We start from the raw sequence: 22,588 nt of genomic DNA, 5'->3' as shown, positions 1-22,588 counted from the left end.
GCGCGATCGCACCGGAGGAACGTGCCGCACTCGATCGCGCTGCACGCGGCTCGCGCCGCGCTCGTCGCCCTCGCCCTCACGGGCTGCGTCGGAATCATCGGAGGCGACCCCTCCATCTCGCCCGGCGACGGACCTCCGGACGTGCCGCCCGGGACCGACGGCGGCGTCTGGAACGAGACGCCCGACGCGTGGGCCCCGCCCGGCGCGATCTATCCGTTCGCGACCGTGGGCACGCGCTGCGAGAGCGGCGCGACGCGCGAGTACCTCGTGCTCTCGTCGCAGCCGCCCGACTGCAGCGCGCACGCGGCCGCGTTCACCACCGACGATCCCGCGCGCTTCGTGCGCATCGCGCTGCCGGGCACGCCGAGCTTCCAGGCGAGCGCGACGCTCTGCGCCGACGGCGCGTGCGCGCCCAGCACCCTGAGCGTCAACGTCAGCTCCGGCGACGCCGGCGCGACCGGCGACTGGATCGCGGTCGTCGGAGGACGCCAGCGCGGCGGCACGATCGAAGCGACGCGCTGCGACTACGACGCGTTCCTCCCGTCCGTGGAGGACGCGCCGGTGGGCGACGTCGCGCTGCGCGAGATCGCGCTGTACCAGGGCGTGAAGGTGACGATCGCGCGCGACGGCCAGGCGGTCACGCCGAACGCGCCCATCGTCGCGAACCGCGGTGGCCTGCTGCGCGTCTTCATCGCGCCGCGCTCGGGCTACGTCCCGCGCGAGCTCGTCGCGCGCGTGCAGCTCGGTGACGCACCGCCGATCGAGGCGCGCGCGAGGCTCGTCGACTTCTCGCGCGACGACTCGCTCGAGTCGACGTTCAACCTCTCGATCCCGCCCGCCGCGCTCACGCCCGACGTGCCGATCTCGGTCGGCGTCTACGACCCCGCCGCGCGCTGCGGCGGCGGCTCGCCCGACGTCGCGCCCGCGCGCTTCCCGGCGGCCGGCACCGCGCTCCTGCCCGCGCGCTCGATGGGCGGCACGTTCCGCATCGTGCTCGTGCCGGTGCGCTACACCGCCGACGGCTCGGGGCGCCTGCCCGACACCAGCGCGACCAACGTGCAGCGCTTCGCGGACGAGGTCATGCGGCTCTTCCCGGTGGAAGGCGTCGACGTGACGGTGCGCGCGCGCGCGCTCGACTGGCCCAACACGATCGGCGCGGACGGCAGCGGGTGGTCCGCGCTGCTCAACGAGTGCGGCAACCAGCGCGCGGCCGACGGCGCGCCGTCCGACACCTACTACTACTGCCTGTTCTCGCCGTCGGGATCGTTCGGCGACTTCTGCGGGCGCGGCTGCGTCGCGGGGCTCGGCTTCGTGCCGGGGCCGCAGGACGATCGCGCGCGCGTCAGCATCGGCCTCGGGTACTCGGGCACCCAGGGCACGTTCGTGCACGAGGTCGGGCACACCCTCGGTCGACCGCACGCGCCGTGCGGCGGCGTCGCGGGGCCGGATCCGTCGTTCCCCTACGCGGGCGGCAGCATCGGCAGCTGGGGCTACGACATCCTCAGCGGTCAGCTGAAGGATCCCGCGCAGCACGCGGACATCCTCGGCTACTGCGATCCCACGTGGATCAGCGACTACAACTACGGTCAGATCTTCGATCGCATCCGCGCGGTGCGCGGCACGCGCGCGATCGTCGCGGGGCAGCCGCAGACCTACGCGACGATCGTCGTCGACGTCGACGGCAGCCTCTCGTGGGGCAGCGAGGTGGAGCTGCAGCTGTCGCCGCAGGGCGATGCGCTGCGCGCGACGTGGAGCGACGCGAGCGGCGCGAGCGAGAGCGTCGACGCGGTGTTCGCGCAGGTCGATCACGTCGACGGCGGCATCGTCTACGTGCCGCTGCCGAGCGCGGCCGCGACGCGCGTCACGCTGCCCGGGCTCGGCGCCCTCGACGTTCGCTGACGACGACGTCGCCGTCCGCTCCCCGATCGTCGTCGCGACGTCGGGGAGCGCCCGTCCGCGGCTCGCGCGCCGAGGACGACGACATCGATGATCTCCCTCCGGAGGGCCACGGCGCGGCGTCGGCGTCCGAGGAGACGCGCCGCAGCGCCAGGCGCCGCGCCCGCGGCACGCGCTCTCTCGCCGGAGACGTTCGCTCTCGACGATGGACGCGCGCGACCACGACGTCGGGACGCGCGGCGCTTCGTCACGTCACGCGCGTGCGATCCGCGCGAGGCGCGTCGTTGTGATCACCGGAGCGGGCGCTATTCGGTCGAGCACGGGGGGCGGCGACGACGTGCGCATCGACGAGATCACGCTCACCGACTGGCTCGCGCGCGCCGACACGCTGCTCTGCCGCGCCGAGGGCCGCGAGGCGCTGCAAGCTCGCGCGCTGATGGATCGGCCGAGCTCGGTCCACGCGGCACCGCTCGACGTCGTGCTCCGTGCGCGCGTCGAGGCGCTCCGCGCGGCGCAGTCGTCCGCCGACGAGCGTCCGTCGATCGCGCAGGTGCTCCGCGCCGAGCGCAGGCGCGTCGAGGTCTCGCGCGACGAGGTGCGGACCGCGATGCGCGCGCCGCCGGCGACCGACGGGGCAGGCGCGCTCTACGGCGGTCTGCTGGTCCTCGCGACCCAGATCGCGTCGATGCTCGAGCTGCGCGTGCTCGCGGAGCGCGAGATCGCGCCCGGCGAGGCCGAGCTTCTCGATGCGGAGCGGCGACACTGGGCGGGCGTCGCGCGCACAGTGCTCGAGGCGGTGCTCGACGCGCAGCGCCGCGATCTCGACGCGAAGCCGCTCGCGCGACGCGTGGTGCTCGTCGCGGCGACCAGCCTCGCGACGATCGCGCAGCTGCACGACATGCTCGAGCACGCCGGCGCGACCACGCTGCTCGCGACCTCGCCCGCGAGCGCCGAGTCGCTGCTGCGGTGGTTCCACGTGGACGCGGTCCTGTGCTTCCTGGCGGGCGCCGACGATCCGATCGCCTCGGTCGCGCGCGACGCGCGCGCCCAGTTGCGAGGCCCGCAGAGCCCGCTCCTGCTCGCGCTGCTGGCGAGCGACGGCGTCCTCTCACCCGATCACACCGCGGAGCTCGGTTTCGACGCCGGAATCCCCATCGTCTTCGCGCCCCGCGACGCGCTCACGGTCGCGATGGCGCTCGCGATGCGGGCACGCGGAGCGGTGGGCTCGGGCGCGCGGATCCCGTGCTGGCCGCCGTAGGGGTGCCGTTCTGACGAGCCCGCCCTATACCCACACCCGCCACGCCGCCGGTGGGGCGCCCCCCACATGCAGCTGCACTCGATCTTCGACGCCTCGCCCAACGCGTACATGGTGCTCGACCGCGAGCTCCGCTTCGTGGCAGCGAACGAGGCGTACCTCCGAGTGACCGCGAGCCGCCTCGAGGATCTGATCGGGCGCGTGATCTTCGAGGTGTTCCCGCACGACCCCGAGGATCCCGACAACGACAACGCGCGCCTCCTGCGCGCGTCGCTCGAGCGCACGCTGCGATCCAAGCGCCGCGATCACCTCGCGCTCATCCGCTATCGCGTGCCGCGCGAGACGCCGAACGGCGTCGTCGTCGCAGAGCGCTTCTGGAGCGCCACCCACACGCCGATCCTCGACGAGCGCGGCGAGGTCGCCTACGTGCTGCAGCACACGAGCGACGTGACCGAGCTCGAGCGCCTGCGCGCCGCCGCGAGAGACGCGACCGGCGAGCGGCAGCACCAGCTCGAGGCGGACGTGCTCGCGCGCGCGAGCGCGGTGCAGGACACGAACTCGGCGCTCGAGGCCGAGCGGCGCCGCATGCAGCAGCTCTTCCGCCAGGCGCCCGGCTTCATGTGCGTGCTCGGCGGTCCCGACCACGTGTTCGAGCTCGCGAACCAGGCGTACCTCGAGCTCGTCGGCGCGCGCGACGTGATCGGGAGACCGGTGCGCGAAGCGCTGCCCGAGGTCGCGGAGCAGGGCTTCATCGAGCTCCTCGATCGCGTGCGGAAGAGCGGCGAGCCCTTCGTCGGCCGCGCCATCCCCGTCGCGCTCGAGCGCGGAGGCCACGTCGAGACGCGCTACCTCGACTTCGTGTACCAGCCGGTCATCGAGGCCGACGGAACGACCTCCGGGCTCTTCGTGCAGGGCCACGACGTCACCGAGGAGCGCCGCGCGCGGGACGAGGTCGCGCGCTACCGCGACCACCTCGAGGACCTCGTCGCGGAGCGAACGCGCGCGCTCGAGCAGAGCGAGTCCGCGCTGCGCCATGCGCAGAAGATGGAGGCGGTGGGCAGCCTCACCGGCGGCGTGGCCCACGACTTCAACAACCTGTTGCAGGTGATCGCCGGCAACCTCGCGCTGATCGCGCCCGACGTCGCGGGCGACCCGCAGGCGACGCGCCGGCTGCGCGAGGCGACCAGCGCGGTGGAGCGCGGCGCGAAGCTCTCGTCGCAGCTCCTCGCGTTCGCGCGGCGCCAGGAGCTCGATCCCGAGGTCGTCGAGCTCGATCGCCTCACGCGCGACGTCGAGCCCCTGCTGCGCCGCGCCGTCGGCGAGCAGATCGAGATCGCGCGCGACGTCGAGCCGGGTCTCTGGAGGACGTTCGTCGATCGCAACCAGCTCGACAACGTGCTGCTCAACCTCGCGATCAACGCGCGGGACGCGATGAACGGCGCGGGCCGTCTCGTGATCGCGGCGCGCAACGTCACGCTCGACGCGGAGCGCGCGGCGAGACACCCCGAGGCGACGGCGGGCGATCACGTGCTGCTCTCGGTGTCGGACACCGGGTGCGGCATGACGCGCGAGGTCATCGAGCGCGCGTTCGAGCCGTTCTTCACGACGAAGGGCGAGGGCCGCGGCACCGGGCTCGGGCTGAGCATGGTCTACGGGTTCGTGCGTCAGACCGGCGGGCACGTCGCGATCACGAGCGAGCCCGGCCGCGGCACGACGATCGAGGTCTACCTGCCGCGCACCCATCGGGTCGCCGACGCGGACACCGAGGCGACCGCGGCGGGCGCCCGCGGAGGATCGGAGACGATCCTCGTGCTCGAGGACGACGTCGCGGTGCGCGCGACCGTGGTCGATCTGCTGCGCGATCTCGGATATCGCGTGATCGAGGCCGACAGCGGCGCGAGCGCGATGGCCATCCTCGAGAGCGGCGCGGCGATCGACCTGCTCTTCGTCGACGTGGTGGTGCCCGGCGCGCTGCGCAGCCACGAGATCGCGGCGCGCGCCGAGGCGGCACGGCCCGAGCTCGCGGTGCTCTTCACGTCCGGCTACAGCGAGGACGCGGTCGCGCACGAAGCGCTGCTCGGACGCCGCGCGCGCCTCCTCCGCAAGCCGTACTCGCGCGACGAGCTCGCGCGCCGGGTGCGCGAGGTGCTCGATGCGCGCGCGCGATCGTGCGACGCGGCGGTGAGCTCGATGCGCGTGCTGATCGTCGAGGACGACGACGACTCGCGCGAGCTCGCGGGCGAGATGCTCTCCGCGCTCGGGCACGACGTGCAGATCGCGGCCAGCGGCGCGCAAGCACGCGAGGCGCTGCAGCGCGCGCGCTTCGACGTGCTCTTCACCGACGTCGGGCTGCCCGACGTGTCGGGGGTCGAGCTCGCGCGCGGCGCGATGCGCGACGACGCGCACATGGGCGTGGTGCTCGCATCGGGCTACGGCGAGAGCGCGCGCTCCGCGGACGACACCGAGCTCGCACGCGCCGTGGTGCTCGAGAAGCCGTACCTCCCCGCGCAGCTCGAGTCCGCGCTGCGCGCCGCGGCGCGCCCGCGCTCGTGAGCGCTCAGAGCGTCTTCGTCGCGCCTCCGTCGACGTCGACGATCGCGCCCTGCAGGTAGCTCGCGCTCGGCGATGCGAGGAACGCGACGGCGCGCGCGATGTCCTCGGGCTCGCCGAACCGCGGGATCCCCATCGCGGCGACCATACGCCGCGCGGCCTCGTCCTCCGAGACTCCGTCGTGCGCCGCGGCGGTGCGGATGCGCGTGCGGAGGCGCTCGGTCGCGATCGCGCCGGGGTTGATCGCGTTCACGCGCACGCCGCGCGTCGCGCCGCGATCCGCGAGCACCTTCGTGAGGTTCGAGAGCGCCGCGTTGACGGCACCGCCGATCGCGAACTCCGCGGTGCCGGTGCGCCCGCCGATGCCGATCACGTTGACGATCGCGCCGCGGCTCGCCTCGAGGTGCGGCCACGCGGCGCGGCACAGGCGCATCGCGCCGAAGAGCTTGAGCGCGAAGCCGTCCGCCCACTCGTCGTCGGTCAGCGCGAGGAAGTCGCCGCGCTTCGTCGCGCCCGCGTTGTTCACGACGACGTCGATCGCGCCGAACCGCGCGTGCGTCGCATCGACCACGCGCTGCGGTGCATCGGGCGCGCGCAGATCGATGGCGAGCGCGAGGCTCTCCGTCCCGAGCTCGCGCGCGACCGCGTCGAGGAGCTCCTGCGAGCGCGCGACGAGCACGAGCTTCGCGCCCTCGTGCGCGAGGGTCTGCGCGATCGCGCGGCCGATGCCGCGGCTCGCGCCGGTGACGATCGCGATCTTGCCCGTGAGCTGCAGATCCATGGCGCGAGAGGTAGCGCGGATCGGCGCCGAGGTCTGCGGTCTCCACGCGCTCGCGCGGCGCGTCCCTTGCTGTTGCGATGCGCGGTGTCGGACGTCGGCGCGCGTCGCGCGCGCTGCGGGAGGTCGCGCGATGATGTCGGGCAAGAGGAGGAGCGATCTCGCGATCGCGTGCGCGCTCGGGCTCGCGCTCACGGGATGCGTCGGCGTGATCAGCGGACCGCTCGGCGAGGGCCAGCCACCGCCGTCGGGCGCGGGGGATGCGGGGCGAGCGCCGTGGGACGCGGGCTCGCGACCGCCGCCGGCGGAGTGGGACGCGGGCGCGCCGCCGATCGACGACGTCGATGCGGGCATCGACGATCTCGAGCCCGATGGTGGCGTGGCGGTCGATCCCGAGCCCGACGCGGGCCCGCCCGATCCCGGCGAGGACGCAGGCCCTCCGCCCGATCCCGGCGACGTCGCGTTCTCCGAGATCGTCTCGATCCTGAACGGCGGTCGCTGCGGCCCCTGCCACACCTCGAACGAAGCGGGTGGCCTCCGCATCTCGACCGACCCCGCGGCGCTGCACCGCGAGCTCACGGGCGACGCGCGCGCGAGCAGCGAGTGCTCGTCGGCCGACGCCCGCGTCGTCGCGGGCGAGCCCGCGCAGTCCGCGCTCTACCTGCGGCTCGTGGGCAGCGGCTGCGGGCTCATGCCGCCGTCGGGCGGTGCGCTCTCCGCGGCCGCGGTCTCGACCGTGCGCGCGTGGATCGAAGAGGGCGCGCCCGGGCCCGACTGAACAGAACGTCGAGCGCGCCGTGCGCCTCGTGCCAGCGGGGCGCACGGCGCGCCGTCGGAGCGGCGCGTGCTCCGCGCCGACCATCGCGATGGCGATGGGGACTCGCGAGGAGGCCGCAGTGGTTCGACGGCGCTGGATCGCGGAGCTCGTGTCGATGATCGCGCTCGTGGGCAGCGCAGCGATGCCGCGCGCGCTGCACGCCGCGCCGCCACCGCGCACGTTCGCGCTGCGCGTCCACGTGCCTCCGTCGAGCGTCGACGATGCGTTCGTCGATGCGCGCGTCGCGATCGCGAACGCGCTCTTCGCGCCGGCGCGCGTGCAGTTCGCCGTCGACGCGCGCGTCGTGCTCCAGCCGTCGCGCGCGATCGTGCGCAGCGCGCTCGACGTCGTGCAGCTCGCGGAGATCGTCGACGCGACACGCATCGACGTGATCGTGGTGCGCGACCTCCGCATCCGCGAAGGCGACGGCACGGTGGGCTTCTGCGTGCCGCGCGTCGGGCGGATCGATCCCTTCGTGCTGATCACCGAGCACGCCGGCGAAGAGACGCTCGCGCACGAGCTCGGGCACTACTTCGGCAACGGGCACTCCTCGACGCCGGGCAACGTGATGTGGCCCTACGTCGGCCGCGGCATCGGCGCGCAATTCTTCGATGGATCGCAGATCGCGATCATCGACGCGCGCGCACGACGCTTCGCGGCCGACGGACGCCCCGCGGCGCGATGATCACGCACCGAGGATCGCAGCGTGATGGCGGAGGTGATCCGCCATGAACGTCGCGATGAAGTAGTAGCTGTGGTCGTAGCCGTCGTGACGTCGCAGGCGCAGCCTCTGGCCCGCCGCCGCGCACGCCGCCTCGAAGCGCTCGGGCTGGAGCTCGCGCTCGAGGAATTTGTCGGCCATGCCCTGGTCCACGAGGATCTCGCTCGCGAGCTGCGTGCTCTTCACCAGCTCGGTCGCGTCGTGCTCGCGCCACGTCGCGCGATCCGCGCCGAGGTAGTGGGTGAACGCCTTCACGCCCCACGGCACCTCGCTGGGCGCGACGATCGGCGCGAGCGCCGACACGCTGCGATATCGATCGGGATGACGCAGCGCGAGCGTGAGCGCGCCGTGCCCGCCCATCGAGTGCCCGAAGATGCCGCGCGCGTCGCTGCGCACCGGGAAGTGACGCTCGACCCACGAGGGCAGCTCGGAGACGACGTGCGTCTCCATGCGATAGCTCGCGGACCACGGCGGCTGCGTCGCGTCGAGGTAGAACCCCGCCGCGATGCCGAAGTCCCACGCCGCGTCATCGCCGGGATAACGCGTCGCGCGCGGGCTCGTGTCGCACGCGACGAGCGCGAGGCCGAGCTCCGCCGCGACCGCGTGCGCCTGGCCCTTCGTGGGCAGGTGCTCTTCGTTGCAGGTGAGCCCGGCGAGGTAGTAGAGCGCGGGCACGCGCTCGCCGCGTAGCGCCGCGGGCGGCAGGTACACCGAGAACCGCATCGGCGACGCGCACGCGGCGCTCGGGTGCTCGTAGAAGCCCTGCCGTCCGCCGAAGCACGCGTGCTCGGAGCGGACCACGAGATCGCTTTCGCTCATACGATCACGAGTACTCGATGACGGTGCGGATCGACGTGCCCGCGTGCATCAGGTCGAACGCCTCGTTGATGCGCTCGAGCGGCAGGCGATGCGTGATCAGCGGATCGATCACGATCTTCCGGTCCATGTACCAGTCGACGATCTTCGGGACGTCGGTGCGCCCGCGCGCGCCGCCGAACGCGCTGCCCTTCCACACGCGGCCCGTGACGAGCTGGAACGGACGCGTCGAGATCTCCTGCCCCGCGCCCGCGACGCCGATGATCACGCTCACGCCCCAGCCGCGATGGCAGCACTCGAGCGCCTGTCGCATCAGCTGCACGTTGCCGACGCACTCGAAGCTGTAGTCCGCGCCGCCGCCCGTGAGCTCGACGAGGTGCGCGACGAGATCGCCCTTCACGTCCTTCGGATTGACGAAGTGAGTCATGCCGAGCGAGCGACCGAGCGCCTCGCGCGCCGGGTTGATGTCGACACCGACGATCTTGTCGGCGCCGACCATCCTCGCGCCCTGGATCACGTTGAGACCGATGCCGCCGAGCCCGAAGACGACCACGTTCGCGCCGGGCTCGACCTTCGCGGTGAAGAGCACCGCGCCGATGCCGGTCGTGACGCCGCAGCCGACGTAGCAGATGGTGTCGAACGGCGCGTCGTTCCGGACCTTCGCGACGGCGATGTCGGGCAGCACCGTGTACTGCGAGAACGTCGAGCAGCCCATGTAGTGGTAGATGGGCTTGCCGTTCTTCGAGAAGCGGCTGGTGCCGTCGGGCATCAGGCCCTTGCCCTGGGTCGCGCGGATCGCGGTGCAGAGGTTCGTCTTGCGGCTGAGGCACGACTTGCACTGCCGACACTCGGGTGTGTAGAGCAGCACGACGTGATCGCCGGGCGCGACGCTGGTCACGCCGGGCCCGACCTCGCGCACGATGCCCGCGCCCTCGTGCCCGAAGATGACCGGGAAGATGCCCTCGGGGTCGGCGCCCGAGCGCGTGAATTCGTCGGTGTGGCAGACGCCGGTGGCCTTGAGCTCGACGAGCACCTCGCCGGCCTTGGGGCCTTCGAGATCGACTTCTTCGACGACGAGAGGCTTGCCCGCCTCGTACGCGACCGCAGCACGTGTCTTCATGCGGCGCAGCCTACCGAAGCCGCGCGACGATGGACACCGCTCCGATCGAGGAAGGCCCCGCCGAGGAGCGAGCCGAGGAAAGGAGTCGCTGAGAAGAGCAGGAGCGCTTCGCGGAGGAGAGCAGGAGTTCGTGCCGCTGAGGAGAGCAGGAGTTGCAGGAGCCGAATTCCACTCTTGCCATCGAATGGACCCCCAGAGCGCGCATGTGACCACGTTTTCGCCTAGTTCCGTGGTCTTCCTAACCCTCCTGCTCTCCTTGGAAATTCGCCCCAATTCCTCGTCAGAAGAGCGGCGGCTGACAATACGACTCGACGACCACGTCGCTGATCGTCGCCGCGAGGCTCAGCGAGCCGGACTGCACCATCGCGAGATCGAAGTTGCGCCCATCCGTCGAGTCGGGGATCGGCGCAGCGCCGTTGTACGGAGCGCTCCATCCGTTCGTGATCTGCGACCACTCGAGCCGGCGGTCGGTGCCACACCGGCTCAGGAATCCCGGCGGCGACAGGCGCGTGAACGAGAACACGCGCGCTCGCGCCGCGCGCACCGCCGCGATCGTCTGTGCCATCGAGTGCAGCGCGGGATAGTTCCCCTCGCGCGGGTAGTCGGTGCTCGTCCAGTCGCCGTCGTGATCGCGATCGCCGTAGTTGTCGGTCGGCTCGATGAACGTGTCGTCGGTCGCGATGATGATCACGCGCGTCGCGTTGGGCCTCCACGGGAACTCGGCCGCGGCCGCGTGGAGCGCGTCGAGCGCGTTCTCCTCGCAGATCGGGTTCTGCGTCGTCGGTCCGCCCGGGCCGTCGCCGGGGTTGCGGTTCGGGTTCGTGTACGTCGTGAGGAACTGGCGGAACGCGCTCTGCAGCGTCGACGCCTGCGTGTGCACGCGGCCGCCCTCGAGCGCGCCGTTCGTCGCGAACGCGTGGTTGTCGACGTAGCCGATGAAGCCGAAGTGCGGGTCGGGCGCGAGCTCGGTCGCGGCGTCGACCACCATGCCGACGTCGTCCTCGAGCTGCTCGAGCACGAAGTTCATCGAGCTCGAGACGTCGATCACGAACACGACGTCGACGCTGTCGGTGCACACGCCCGCGTCGATGCGCTGCACGTCGGGGTACCCGCCCGCGTCGTGCGGTGTGACGGTCTGCCCGGCGTCGAACGAGCCTGCGTCGCCGACGGGAGGACGGAACGAGTCACCGCCGCGCTCCGTGCAGGCTGCGAGCGAGAGGACCAGAAGGAAGAAGTGCCCCGGCTTCATGCAGCGAGCGTAGACGAGGAATCCGAGCTTTCCGTGCGGATCGACACAGGCGCGGGTCACGCCTCGAACATCGCGTCGAGGCTCGAGCTCACCTCGCCGAGCCCACCGTCGACGCCGACCGCGTTCATCGCCGCGACCGCGACGCGCGCAGGGTGAGCGCCCGCCGCCGCGATGTGACGCCCCGGGCGCAGCCCACCGACGCGCCCCGCGAACAGCGCCGCCATGTTCTCCGACGAGTGCGACTTGCCCGCCTCGCCGCTCTCGGGATCGTGCCCGTGCCCGCCCTCGAAGAGCAGCACGAGCGCGGTGCGATCGAGCAACGACGCGTCCTCGTCGGGCGTGTCGCGCAGCGTCTTGGTGAGATACGAGAACGAGTCGACGTGCCACGCGATGGCGCGCGACATCTCCTCGATCGATCCCGCGCCGTGCCCGAGCTCGTGCACGTCGATGTTGCGGCCCTCGAGCCCCGGCAGCGCGACCACGTTCATGAACGACTGCGCGCACGTGATCATCAGGCTGACCGAGCGCGTCAGATCGCACGCGAGCGCCATCCTCACGAGATCGCACATCACGCGCGCGCGCTCCTTCTCGTGCGCGTAGCCGATCTCGCGCGAGCCGCCCTCCTCGGTGGTCACGTCGATCGGCGCGTCGCGGCCGGGATCGGCCGGGACCTCGCACGCGCCGGTGGTGGGGATCTCGTCGATCGCGCGCTCGATCGCGCGCAGCTCGTCGAAGTGACGCTCGAGGCGGCGACGATCGGCTGCGCCCACCCGTCCCATGAGCCGCGAGATGCGGTCGCCCACCGAGTCGAGCACGCTGCGTCGCTGCTGGAGGCGCAGCGCGCGCGCGGCCGCGTCCTCGTCGCTCGTGGGCGCGCCGCCGCTGAACAGCGTGTCGAACGCCAGCCGCGGCGAGATCACCGGCGGCACCGCGACGATGCGCCCCGAGCCGTCTCGTCGATACGACATGCGCGACTTGTTCGAGTCACCGCCGCGATAGGTGCTCGCCTGGACGCGCAGCTCGAGCGAGCGGAAGCGCGTCTCGCCGCCGATCGCCTGCGCGACGATCTGATCGGAGGTCGGACCGCGCGCACCGGCGTCGCGTCCGTTCGCGCGCATGCCCGAGAGCAGCGGCCCGACCGTGCTCGAGTGGAACTCGACCGGGCGTCCGCCGGGCGGCACCTCGCTGCCGGTCTGCCACGGGATGCGCAGCCCGGTGACCACGCCGACGTCGCTCTGCACGCCGTGCGCGCCGATCGGCGCGAGCGCCATCGTGAGCGGATAGTCGGCGCCGGTCGCGCCCGGGACGAACATGTTGCGGCTGGTGCCGAGCGACGTGCCCGCGAAGCACACGACGTAGCGCGAGGGCGACGTCGTCTGGGCGCGCGCGCGTGCCGGCGCCATCGCTTCGAGGAACGGCAGCGCGATCGTGGTGCCGAAGGACCCGATCAGCGCGGTGCGGCGCGAGAGCAACGGCCTCTTCGTCATGGCTCAGCCCTCCTCGTCGTCAGCGGGAACCATCCGGTGGCGGAACGCGTCGCTCGCCACGAGATCGATCAAGAGCGCGTGCAGGTGACCGCCCTCGCGATCGAAGCGCGAGACGAGCCCGTCGAGCGTCCGTGCGCCGAGCTCGGGGTGCGCCTCGCCGAGCGCGAATCGAAGCACCTGCTCGACCGCGCAGCGCTGCGCGCGATCGCTCGACGCCACCAGCGCGCCGAGCTCGCCGGGGCCCGAGAATTCGCCCTCCCCGACGAGCTCGCCGCGCCCGTCGAGGGTGCACTCGGCGAGGCCCTCGTCGTGCTCGCGGAACCGACCCGCGACGTCGTAGCGCTCGAGCCCGAACCCGATCGGATCGACCTGCTCGTGACAGTGCGCGCACGCGCCGCTCGCGTGCGCCGCATAGCGATCGGTCTTGCACGGGCTGCCGCGATCGGGCGGCGGCTCGTCGACGCTCGCGCCCGCCATGCGCAGGAGCTCGGGCGACGGCGGCGGGATGTGCGTGCAGAAGAGGCGCTCCTGCACCAGCACGCCGCGCTGGGTGGGGCTGGTGTCGCCCCACTTCGACGCCGCGGAGAGAAAGGTGCCGTGCGAGAGGATGCCCGCGCGCTCCGAGCCGTCCGGGTACCGCACCCACGCGGGTCCCTCGCCGTCAGGCGGATCGATCTCGTAGTGCTCGGCGAGCGCGCGATCGACGTACGTCTCGTCCGACGTGAACACGTCGAGCCAGGGGCGTCGCTCGTCGAGCACCACGCGCGCCAGCAGCGCCCCGGTCTCGCGCGAGAGCGACGACGCGAGCGCGGCGGGATGCGGCAGGCGCCGGTACCCGAGCCACATCGCGTGGAAGCGCGCGAGCTGCTCGGCGGCGCGAGGATCGCGCAGCATGTCCTCGGCGACCGCGCGCACGCCCTCGGGACGATCGAGCTCGCCGCGATCGACACGATCGAGCAGGTCGTCGTCCGGTGTCGTTCCCCAGAGCAGGAACGAGAGGCGCGACGCCAATTCGTTCGAGCTCAAACGAACGACGCCGGGCGAGACCTCCTCGCCGATCTCCACGCGATACACGAGCTCGGGGTCCTGCAGCAGCGCGCGCAGCACGATCGAGATCGCCTGCTCGACGTCCTCGGCGCCCGCCGCGCGCGGCAGCGCGACGAATCCATCGACCTCGTCGTCCGCGAGCGGACGGCGCAGCGCGCGGCGCCCGAACCGCGCGACGAAGGTGCGCATGCACGCGTCGTCGATCGCGGTGGGCTCGCAGCCGACGACGCGCGCGCGCAGGGCCGCGTCGCCGAGCACGCGCGCCGCGACGGTCTCCGCGATGCGCTCGATGCCGAGGACCAGCGGGCCCGACGCGATCTGCAGCGACGCGTCGTTGTCGAACGGGGTCTCGGGATCTTCGGGCAGCAGCTCGAGCTCGACGCGCACGTCGACGCCGGTGAGGTCGCGGACGACGTGTCCCAGCTCGTCGCGGGTGAGGCGCCGGAGCGCGACCGGTCCGAGCTCGCGCGGTGTCGTCAGCGGCTCGGTCGGCGTGCTCGGCGTCGTGCGTGGACCGCCGAGCGGACCGCTCGGACCGTTCTCGACGAACCCGGTGCACCCGATCGCCAGCGTGGCGACGAGCGCAGAGAGCGCGGCTCGCATGGGACCCTCCTCGTGCTCCCGAGCAGCGTGCGAGGCGCCACGGCGCGCGGCAGTTACGCACGCTGCGTCGAAACGTTGGCGCGGTTCGCGCTACGTCGGACGCGAGGAGGACATCATGCGTCGCGTGGTGATCGCGCTCGGGATCGTGCTCACGGGCTGTGCGGGCGCATGGGAGCCGCGGCGGTATCTCGCGGACTCGGCGGGCGACACCTGCAGCGCGTGGGACCTCGAGTGCTCACGCGCCGCGCACGGCACCTACGGATGTGGTCCGAGCGGATGCGGCACGCCGGTGCGACAGCCGACGCGCACGGCGAAGTGACGCCGCGGCACGACGCACCACGCGTGGATCGACGCTACGCTCTGCATCAGCGTCCGCACCGCGCTCGTGCAGCTTGGACTCTCGGCCCGCTCGCGCTGACAATGGACGCGATGCGTCGCATCGCGCAGGTCGTGCGAGGAGAGCTCGGCGGGAGCCGCTGGGAGCTCGCGGTGCGCGCGCCCTCGCCGCGCATCGCGCCGTACACGGGCTCGCTGATGGGCTACGACGAGCGCACCGCGTCGCCGCTGCGACGGCGCGAGCTGCCCGGGCCGCGTGTGGTGCTCATCTTCGAGCTCGGGGCGCCGATCCGCGTGATCTCGCGTCCCGGGGGCGGCGATCGGTTCGCCGGAGGCTTCGCCGCCGGCCTCCACGACGCGCACACGCTCTGCGATCACGACGGGCACCAGCGCGGGATCCAGGTGGATCTGACGCCGCTCGGCGCGCGAAAGCTCTTCGGACGTCCGATGTCCGAGCTCACCTCGCGCGCGGTGTCGCTCCGCGATCTGCTCCCGCGCGAGCACGCGAGCCTGTGCGAGCGACTGGCCGAGCTGAAGACCTGGGACGCGCGGCTCGACGCCGTCGAGGCGCTGCTGGCGGCGCGCATCGAGTCGTCGTCGATCGATCTGCGCACCACCGCGTGGGCGCTGCGGCGCATCGAGGAGCGTGGCGGCGCGGTCGACGTGCGCGCGCTCGCGCGCGAGCTCGGCTACAGCCACGAGCACGTGATCCGCACGTTCCGCGATCACGTCGGGATCCCGCCCAAGCTCTTCGCGCGCATCGTGCGCTTCGATCGACTGGTGAAGCGGATCAAGGCGGGCGGCGACGTGCGCTGGCCGGCGCTCGCGCAGGATCTCGGCTTCTACGACCAGTCCCACCTGGTGCGCGACGTGAAGCAGTTCACCGGGCTCACGCCGACCGAAGCGCGCGGAGAGATCGTCGACCTCGCGGCGCTCGTCTCGACGTGACAGGGTCCCGGCCCGAGAGAGACAGCTCCGTTGACGCTCAAGGTCCTCTTCACGATCGCGGTGATCGCGTTCCTGCTCGGCCCGCAGATCGTCGCGCTGGTGCGCAACGTGCGCGACGCGGTGCGCGCGCGGGTGCGCGTCGGGCAGCAGACGATCGTGTATCGCGAGGATCGCGTGCGGCTGCGCTACACGTCGCTCGCGTGGTGGTCGCTCGCGCTCGGATGGCAGACGGTCGACGTGGTGATCGGCAAGCGCGACGCGTTCCTCTTCGCGCGGCCGCTCTTCGGGATCGTGCCGCGGCCGGTGTATCGCCTGGTGCGTGACGCGGACCCGCGCGGGAAGGATGTGCCCGGCATCGTGCTCGCAGTGACGAGCGTCGGCGTCGAGAAGGGACGCGTCGCGATCCGAGCGCATGGCTGGCGCGGGATCGAGAAGATCGTCGTGCGCCTCTCGTCGCGCTCGCCGGACGCGCTCGCGCGGGCGCTCCGATGAGCGACGCGCTGCCGATCCACGCAGCGCGCGCCGCGTTCGAGAGGGCGATCGCGCGCGGTCCCGTCGTGCTCTCGGCGCCCACCGGATCCGGCAAGTCGACCGAGGTGCCGCGCTGGTGCGAGGGCCCGGTGCTCGTGATCGAGCCGCGGCGCGTCGCGTGCCGCAGCCTCGCCGCGCGCGTGGCGCAGCTCGAGGGCACGCGGCTCGGTGACTCCGTCGGCTACGTCGTGCGCGACGACCGCGCGGCGCACGACGCGACGCGCATCGTGTTCGCGACGCCGGGCATCGCGCTCCGTGATCGCGCGATGGTCGAGCGCGCGCGCACCCTCGTGATCGACGAGATGCACGAGCGCAGCCTCGAGGTGGATCTGCTCCTCGCGCTCGTGCTCCGCGGGGCGCGCGCCGATCGATCGCTCGTCGTGATGTCGGCGACGCTCGACGCGGAGCGCGTGGCCGCGCGCGTGGGCGGCGCGCACGTCGCGGCGGAGGGGCGCGCGTTCCCGGTCGACGTCCGATATCTGCCCGGGCCCTCGGTGCTGCCCGACGCGACCGAGCTCCCGGCGCGGGTTCGCCACGCGATCGACGTCGCGGCGCGCGATCCCGGAGACGTGCTGGTGTTCCTGCCCGGCAAGGCGGAGATCGACGCGTGCGCGCGCGCGCTCGCGGCGAATCGAGAGCTCTCGATCGTCCCGCTGCACGGCGGGCTCTCGCTCGACGAGCAGCGGCTCGCGTTCGAGCGCACGCCGAAGCGCAAGGTGATCCTCGCGACCAACGTCGCCGAGACGTCGCTGACGATCCCGGGCGTCGGCGTGGTGATCGACAGCGGGCTCGTGCGGCAGACGCGCTATCACGAAGGGCGCGGCTATCTCGCGCTCGTGCCGATCGCGGAGGACAGCGCCGCGCAGCGCGCAGGGCGCGCCGGTCGCACCGCGGCGGGCGTCTGCCATCGACTGTGGAGCCCGGCGGCGCGGCTCGCGCCGACGACGCTGCCCGAGATCCACCGCGAGTCGCTGGTGCCGCTGGTGATGGGCGCCGCCGCGTGGGGCACGCGGCCCGAAGATCTGCCGCTGCTCGACGCGCCCAAGCCGCACGCGCTCGATGCCGCGCGCCGCGATCTCGAGGCGTGGGGCGCGCTCGACGGCGAGTCGTCGCTGAGCGAGGCGGGGCGCGGGCTGCACGCGCTGCCGCTCGATCCGCCGCACGCACGGTTGCTGGTCGCGGCGCGCGATCACGGCTGTCTCGACGACGCGATCGATCTCGTCGCGGTGCTCTCGGTCGGGCGTCCGCTCTTCACGAGCGCGGCAGGCGAGCGCGCCGACGTCGACGATCCGCGCGCCGATGGATGTGACGCGATCGCGTTCGTCCGCGCGCTGCGCGCCGAGCGCGCCGACGACGTCGGTGCATCGCCCTTCGTCGTGCACGAAGCGCGGCAGGCACGCGCCCGGATCCGCCGTGCGCTCGCGCTCTCCGACGCGGCACCGAGCTCCGATCGCGCGATCGATCGCGACGCGCTGGTGCGCGCGGCCCTCGCCGCCGACGCACGATCGGCCCACGTGGCGCGCGCGCGCGGCCGCGATCTCTTCTTCGGCAACGGCGGCACCGAGCTCGAGCTCTCACGCGAGAGCGCGGTGCGGCACCTGAAGAGCGTCGAGGCGCTCGTGGTGCTCGGGACGCGCGCCCTCGGCGCGGGCCGCGACGCGCGCGTGCTGGTCACGTGCGGCATGGCGATCCCGCTCGCCGCGATCGCGCGCGCCGGGCTCGGCACCGAGCGCACCGGCGAGGTGCGCATCGAAGGCGCCCGCGTGATCGCGGTGATCGAGCGGATCTACGCGGGCAAGGTCATCGCGACGCGCGAGGACGTGCCGCAGGGCGCGCTCGCGCGCGACGCGATCGCGACGTTGCTCCTGCGCGGGAGCCTGTTCCGCGAGGCGGTGGCGACGTCGCGGGAGCGGCTCGCGCGGCTCGCGCTCGCGGCGCAGCTCGCGGCGCGTGGCCATCCCGCGGGCGTGCCCAGCGCGACGCCGGTGGGCTCGATCGACGCGTGGCTGCGCGCGCGCATCGACGCGCTCGGCGTCGAGAGCGGCGAGGATCTCGCGCTGCTCTCCGCGGAGGACTTCCTCGCGCCCGAGCTCGACTACGAGGCGCGCGTGATGCTCGATCGCGAGCTGCCCGCGACGGTGAGCGTCGGCGACGCGGTGTACCGCGCCGAGTACGATCTCGAGCGCGGGCAGGTGCTGCTGCAGATGGTGAAGGGCAGCCGCCGCGAGCCGCCGCCGCTCGCGTACCTGCCGCGCTTCGAAGGGCTCCGCGTGTGCGTCGCGGGGCCGCGGGGCGTCGCGGTGCTGCGCGAGAAGGGGCGCTGACTCAGCGCCGCGCGCGACCGGCGATCGTCACGCCCTCGATGTCGATCCCGAGCGACGCGAAGATGCGCTGCGCCTCGGCGGGCACCGGCATCGGCGCGGTGATCGACACCCGTGCTCGGCCGCTGTTGCCCGCGGGGAACCGACCGAGCGCCGAGCCGAGGCCCGCGCCCGCGACGCGCACGATTTGTCCAGCGATTTCGCGCAGATCGCGGACGCGCGCGCCGAGCACCAGCATGCGGACGTGCACCTTCGTGTGCAGTCGCGCGGAGGGCTGGGAGAGGACGTGGGCGAGCTCGAGCGCGGACCACGCGCGGGGCCAGTCGCGCTCGGCAGCGTGCGCGCGGCTGCGCGCGAGGAGCGCGTCGACGTGAGGAGAGAGCGCGCGGGTGCTCGGCATCGCGAGCATCGTGCGCGGTCAGCGCGGCGCTCGCTTGAACGATGCGGCGACGTCCGAGATCTCCGCGGCCTGCAGCAAGAACGAAGGCGGCAGGCCGAACATCCGGCGGAACGTGCGCGAGAGGTGCGCCGAGTCGCTGAAACCCGCCGCGATCGCCGCTTCGGTGAGGCTCGCGCCGCGGCGCACCTCGTCGACCGCGCGCTTGGCGCGCGCCCAGAGCACGAAGCGACGGAACGGGATGCCCATCTCCGCGCTGAACGTGTGCGTGAGGTGCGACGGCGACACGCCGGCGGCGCGCGCCGCGCCCTCGAGCCGAGGGCGACCGACGAGCTCGCGCGCCACGTAGTCGAGCGACGCGCGCACCACGTCGGAGAGCGCGTCCGCGACGGGCGCGCGATCGAGCAGCGGCGCGATCAGCGCGCGCGTCCAGTCGACGAGCTCGCTCGGCGTCGCGTCGCTGCGCGGCTCGTCGATCACGAGCTCCGACGCGACGTCACGCCCGAGCCACTGCCGCGCCACACGATCGAGCTGCGCGCCGTGCTGCGCCTCGCGATCGACGAGGAGGAGCGCGATGCGACGGCCGCTCGCCGAGAAGCGATGCGGCACCTCGGACGGCACGAGGGCCGCGCGCGCGACGTGCTCGCGCCCCGCGATCTCGACGACGACCTCACCATCGAACGACAGGACGAGCTGCACCGCGTGGTGCGCGTGCGTGTCCGCCTCGAAGCCGGGCCCGAGGATGAGCACCGAGCCGAGGTCGAGGATCAGCCGAGGTCGCATCGTCGTCGCGATCGTACTCGAACGCCGATTCGTTCAAGCCGCGCGCGCTCGCGATCGACATCGTCGGGTGATGCTGCTCGCCTACTCGATCTATCCGCTGCTCTGGGGTGGAAGCGTCGTGACGCTGGTCGTCGCGATGAGCGCCGGTGTCCCGTACCCGTGGATCGGCCCGCCGCTCCTGATCGGCGTCGCGCTCGCGGTCGCGGCGCTCGAGCGTCTGCAGCCGCACGCGCGCGAGTGGCTCCGCGATCGCGGCGATCGCCGCACCGACGTCGCGCACTTCGTCGCGAACGTCGCCGTCAGCCAGGGCTCGCTCGCGCTCCTCGCCGCGCTGGCCCCCGTGCGCGCGATGCTCCCGAGCGCGTGGCCCGGCGCGTGGCCGCTCGCGCTGCAGGTGGTGATCGCCACGCTCGTCGTCGATCTCGGGCTCTACGCGATCCATCGCGCGAGCCACGTCGTGCCGGCGCTGTGGCGGCTGCACGCGATCCACCACAGCGCCGAGCGGATCTACTGGGTCAACGGCCAGCGCCGGCACGTGGTGCACGAGCTGCTCGAGGGCGCGCCCGGGCTGCTCCTGCTCTTCGCGCTCGGCGCGCCGGTGTCGATCATCGCGGCCGCGATCGCGGTCGTCACGCTGCACCTCTTCTTCCAGCACGCGAACGTGGAGTACCGGCTCGGACCGCTGCGACACGTCTTCGCCGTCGCGGAGGTGCATCGCTGGCACCACCAGCGCCGCTACGAGGACGTTCAGGGCAACTACGCCGCCGTCTTCGCGCTCTGGGATCACCTCTTCGGCACCGCGCTCCCGAAGCAGGGCGATGCGCCGCTCGACGTGGGGCTCGAAGAGCACGTGCCGCGCGACTTCGTCGGACAGCTGCGCTGGCCCTTCCGTGTCGATTCTTTCCAAGACCCGTCCCGCGCCGCTCGGCATGAACACGTCGACCTTCCGAACAGGAGCGAGACGAGATGAACGACACCATGCCGGCGCACTTGCGCCTCTCGCAGATGATCCTCGCGCTCTGGGTGCCCCAGGCGATCCACGCCGCGGCCGAGCTCGGCATCGCGGACACGCTCTCCGCGGGACCGCAGCGCGCCCGGGAGCTCGCGGCGCGCATCGGCGCCGATCGCGACGCGACCGAGCGCCTGCTCCGCGCGCTCGCCGTGCTCGGCGTGCTCGAGCTGCAGGGCGATCGGTTTGCGCTCACCGAGATCGGGCGCTGCCTCGAGACCGACTCGCCCTCGTCGCGTCGCGCGTGGTCGCGCCTGATGGGCGGGCGCGAGGTGTGGGAGCGCTGGGGGCGCCTCGTCGACTGCGTGCGCACCGGGCGCATGGCGGCGCGCATCGACGACGAGGGCGTCTCGGCCTCCGAGCACTTCGACGAGATGGGGATGGATCCCGCGTCGGCCGCGGTCTTCCATCGCGCGATGGTCGAGATGACGCGCACGTCGGCGCCCGACATCGTGCGCGCGATCGACCTCGCGGGCGCACGCACGATCGTCGACGTCGGCGGGGGCTCGGGCGCGCTGCTCGCCGCGCTGCTCGAGGCGCACCCTGCGCTGCGCGGCAGCGTGCTCGACCTCGCGCACGCACGCGAAGGCGCGCTCGCGCTGTTCGCCGAGCGGGGGCTCGCGGATCGCGCGTCGTTCGTCGCCGGTGACTTCTTCAGCGAAGCACCGCCGCGCGCCGACGTGCTGGTGATCAAGAGCGTCATCCACGACTGGGACGACGAGCGAGCGCTGCGCATCCTCGCGCGCTGCCGCGAGGCGATGGACGCGCAGACCCGCCTCGTGCTGATCGAGCCGCCCTCGCCCGACGCGCCGAGCACGACCTCGCCGCTCGCGTGGATCACCGCGTTCAGCGACCTGAACATGCTGGTGAACACCGGTGGCCGAGAGCGCACGCACCGCGAGTACGTCGCGCTGCTCGAGCGCGCGGAGCTGCGCGTCGCACGCGTCGGCGACGCAGGGTTCTGGAAGACGTACGAAGCCGTTCGCGCGCGAGCCTGAGCGGTCGACGCGCGACCCCGCGCCACGCGCCGATCGCGGAGCGAGGCAGAGCGCCGCCGCGTCGTGCTCGCGAGCGCGCATCGCGGGGTGCCGCGTGTCGACGAACGCGTCTTGCAGGCTACGTCGCGGAGGAGACCCGAGATGCAGCCGAGCATGACCCGAGAGTCGCGCGCACCGCGCGCGCCCGAGCACGGGATCGCGGAGGAGCTCGGGGCCTTGCGCGCGCACGTCGGACCGAGCCCGCTCGCAGGCTACGAGCACGTGAGCGGGTTCGGTGTCTACGCGCTGCCGTTCGACTCCGGGCACGTGCTCGCGCTGCGCGTGTTCCCGGACAACGACTTCGCGCCGTACGTGACGGTGTGGCACCGGACGCCCGAAGGCGGCTGGCGCATCTACTACGACGCGCCGCGCGCAGACATCGCGTGCCCGCGGTACTACGGCGCGGCGGCCGAGCACGTCGCGCCCGCGGACATCGTGCTGCAGTGGACCAGCCCGATGGAGCTCCACGTGGCGATGCGCGCGCCGCGCCTCGACTGGACGATCGACGTCGGCGCACCGCTGCGCGCGCGCGTGCTCGGCGCGATCGCGTCGCGGGTCCCCGAGCGCGCGTGGCGCTCGGGCGCGGTGCAGCGCGTGCTCGCGCGCGTGGGAGACGCTGCGTTCGGGATCGGCGACGTGACGCTCTCGGGCCGCGTGCCCAACGGCCAGCGCGCGTTCCTGATGCCGAAGCGGATGTTCCCGATCGTCGAGTCCACCGCGCTGCTCGAGGGACGCAGCCTCGGTCGTCCGACGCGCCTCGACGAGAGCCCGCGCATCGGCGACATGCGGCTGCCCGCGAGCCCGGTGCTTGCGATCGGCGAGGCGTACTTCTCGATCGACGATCCCGACGAGCACCGCCGCACGGTCGCAGCGATGCGCTAGCTCGC

Annotated in this window: 20 protein-coding genes; 12 read left to right on the top strand and 8 right to left on the bottom strand. The window is 72.9% G+C overall.

The genetic code is table 11. From position 1 onward, the window contains the following. The first annotated feature begins 141 nt into the window (after positions 1-141). The 3 genes from DB32_RS01100 to DB32_RS01090 all read left to right on the top strand — a co-directional run bounded on the left by DB32_RS01100 (position 142) and on the right by DB32_RS01090 (position 5,704). The gene (locus DB32_RS01100; RefSeq protein ID WP_169791285.1) at positions 142-1,899 is read left to right on the top strand and encodes a M66 family metalloprotease; all 1,758 of its coding nucleotides are present in this window, start codon (positions 142-144) and stop codon (positions 1,897-1,899) included. Positions 1,900-2,101: 202 nt separating this feature from the next. Then, on the top strand, positions 2,102-3,154 hold the full coding sequence (locus tag DB32_RS01095) for a hypothetical protein (protein ID WP_053230551.1): 1,053 nt from the start codon (positions 2,102-2,104) through the stop codon (positions 3,152-3,154). Positions 3,155-3,220: 66 nt separating this feature from the next. Then, positions 3,221-5,704, top strand: coding sequence for a hybrid sensor histidine kinase/response regulator (locus DB32_RS01090; RefSeq protein ID WP_053230550.1), 2,484 nt, complete (start codon positions 3,221-3,223; stop codon positions 5,702-5,704). A gap of 4 nt (positions 5,705-5,708) precedes the next feature. Here DB32_RS01090 and DB32_RS01085 read toward each other — a convergent pair whose 3' ends face one another. After that, positions 5,709-6,482, bottom strand: a complete 774-nt coding sequence (locus tag DB32_RS01085) for an SDR family oxidoreductase (RefSeq protein WP_053230549.1) — start codon at positions 6,480-6,482, stop codon at positions 5,709-5,711. A 130-nt stretch (positions 6,483-6,612) separates the two neighbouring features. Between DB32_RS01085 and DB32_RS01080 the strand changes: the two genes are divergently transcribed. Beyond that, entirely contained in the window at positions 6,613-7,257 is a 645-nt protein-coding gene (locus tag DB32_RS01080; protein WP_157068571.1) for a hypothetical protein, read from the top strand. A 118-nt stretch (positions 7,258-7,375) separates the two neighbouring features. Further along, on the top strand, positions 7,376-7,981 hold the full coding sequence (locus tag DB32_RS01075) for a hypothetical protein (RefSeq protein ID WP_157068570.1): 606 nt from the start codon (positions 7,376-7,378) through the stop codon (positions 7,979-7,981). On the opposite strand, the gene fghA is transcribed toward DB32_RS01075, so the two are convergent. The 5 genes from fghA to DB32_RS01050 all read right to left on the bottom strand — a co-directional run bounded on the left by fghA (position 7,982) and on the right by DB32_RS01050 (position 14,339). Further along, positions 7,982-8,836: an S-formylglutathione hydrolase gene (gene fghA / locus DB32_RS01070; protein WP_053230546.1), complete on the bottom strand. Its 855-nt coding sequence runs from the start codon at positions 8,834-8,836 to the stop codon at positions 7,982-7,984. A gap of 4 nt (positions 8,837-8,840) precedes the next feature. Next, complete coding sequence (locus tag DB32_RS01065) at positions 8,841-9,953, bottom strand: S-(hydroxymethyl)glutathione dehydrogenase/class III alcohol dehydrogenase (RefSeq protein ID WP_053230545.1); 1,113 nt, start codon at positions 9,951-9,953, stop codon at positions 8,841-8,843. Between the two features lie 280 nt (positions 9,954-10,233). Continuing rightward, positions 10,234-11,262 (bottom strand): vWA domain-containing protein, encoded by a 1,029-nt coding sequence (locus tag DB32_RS01060; protein WP_053230544.1) that lies wholly within the window; start codon positions 11,260-11,262, stop codon positions 10,234-10,236. Next, positions 11,259-12,689, bottom strand: a complete 1,431-nt coding sequence (locus DB32_RS01055; protein WP_053230543.1) for a DUF1552 domain-containing protein — start codon at positions 12,687-12,689, stop codon at positions 11,259-11,261. The genes DB32_RS01060 and DB32_RS01055 overlap by 4 nt, the downstream gene beginning before the upstream one ends. A gap of 3 nt (positions 12,690-12,692) precedes the next feature. Further along, positions 12,693-14,339, bottom strand: a complete 1,647-nt coding sequence (locus DB32_RS01050) for a DUF1592 domain-containing protein (RefSeq protein WP_053230542.1) — start codon at positions 14,337-14,339, stop codon at positions 12,693-12,695. 115 nt (positions 14,340-14,454) lie between these two features. Between DB32_RS01050 and DB32_RS01045 the strand changes: the two genes are divergently transcribed. From DB32_RS01045 to DB32_RS01030, 4 genes are all read left to right on the top strand, one after another. After that, entirely contained in the window at positions 14,455-14,658 is a 204-nt protein-coding gene (locus DB32_RS01045; RefSeq protein ID WP_053230541.1) for a hypothetical protein, read from the top strand. Positions 14,659-14,768: 110 nt separating this feature from the next. After that, the gene (locus tag DB32_RS01040) at positions 14,769-15,623 is read left to right on the top strand and encodes a helix-turn-helix domain-containing protein (protein WP_240481143.1); all 855 of its coding nucleotides are present in this window, start codon (positions 14,769-14,771) and stop codon (positions 15,621-15,623) included. A gap of 30 nt (positions 15,624-15,653) precedes the next feature. Beyond that, the gene (locus DB32_RS01035; protein WP_053230539.1) at positions 15,654-16,115 is read left to right on the top strand and encodes a hypothetical protein; all 462 of its coding nucleotides are present in this window, start codon (positions 15,654-15,656) and stop codon (positions 16,113-16,115) included. Beyond that, positions 16,112-18,478 (top strand): helicase-related protein, encoded by a 2,367-nt coding sequence (locus DB32_RS01030; protein WP_053230538.1) that lies wholly within the window; start codon positions 16,112-16,114, stop codon positions 18,476-18,478. Before DB32_RS01035 ends, DB32_RS01030 begins: the two co-directional genes overlap by 4 nt. A 1-nt stretch (position 18,479) precedes the next feature. On the opposite strand, the gene DB32_RS01025 is transcribed toward DB32_RS01030, so the two are convergent. Further along, positions 18,480-18,875: a DUF3703 domain-containing protein gene (locus DB32_RS01025; RefSeq protein WP_083458445.1), complete on the bottom strand. Its 396-nt coding sequence runs from the start codon at positions 18,873-18,875 to the stop codon at positions 18,480-18,482. Between the two features lie 18 nt (positions 18,876-18,893). Next, a complete protein-coding gene (locus tag DB32_RS01020) occupies positions 18,894-19,655 on the bottom strand; it encodes a helix-turn-helix transcriptional regulator (protein ID WP_053230536.1) in 762 nt (253 codons plus the stop codon). Between the two features lie 70 nt (positions 19,656-19,725). On the opposite strand from DB32_RS01020, the gene DB32_RS01015 reads away from it, so the two are divergent. The 3 genes from DB32_RS01015 (at position 19,726) to DB32_RS01005 (ending at position 22,583) form a co-directional block, all read left to right on the top strand. Further along, complete coding sequence (locus DB32_RS01015; protein ID WP_083458444.1) at positions 19,726-20,625, top strand: sterol desaturase family protein; 900 nt, start codon at positions 19,726-19,728, stop codon at positions 20,623-20,625. After that, entirely contained in the window at positions 20,622-21,662 is a 1,041-nt protein-coding gene (locus tag DB32_RS01010; RefSeq protein ID WP_053230534.1) for a methyltransferase, read from the top strand. The genes DB32_RS01015 and DB32_RS01010 overlap by 4 nt, the downstream gene beginning before the upstream one ends. A gap of 153 nt (positions 21,663-21,815) precedes the next feature. Next, on the top strand, positions 21,816-22,583 hold the full coding sequence (locus DB32_RS01005; RefSeq protein WP_169791284.1) for a hypothetical protein: 768 nt from the start codon (positions 21,816-21,818) through the stop codon (positions 22,581-22,583). Positions 22,584-22,588: the final 5 nt, after the last annotated feature.

Origin of the sequence: Sandaracinus amylolyticus (assembly GCF_000737325.1) — a bacterium.
Taxonomy (GTDB): Bacteria; Myxococcota_A; Polyangia; order Polyangiales; family Sandaracinaceae; genus Sandaracinus; species Sandaracinus amylolyticus.
The sequence above is the reverse complement of the archived record's forward strand: the minus strand, read 5'-3'. Positions and strand labels throughout refer to the sequence as shown.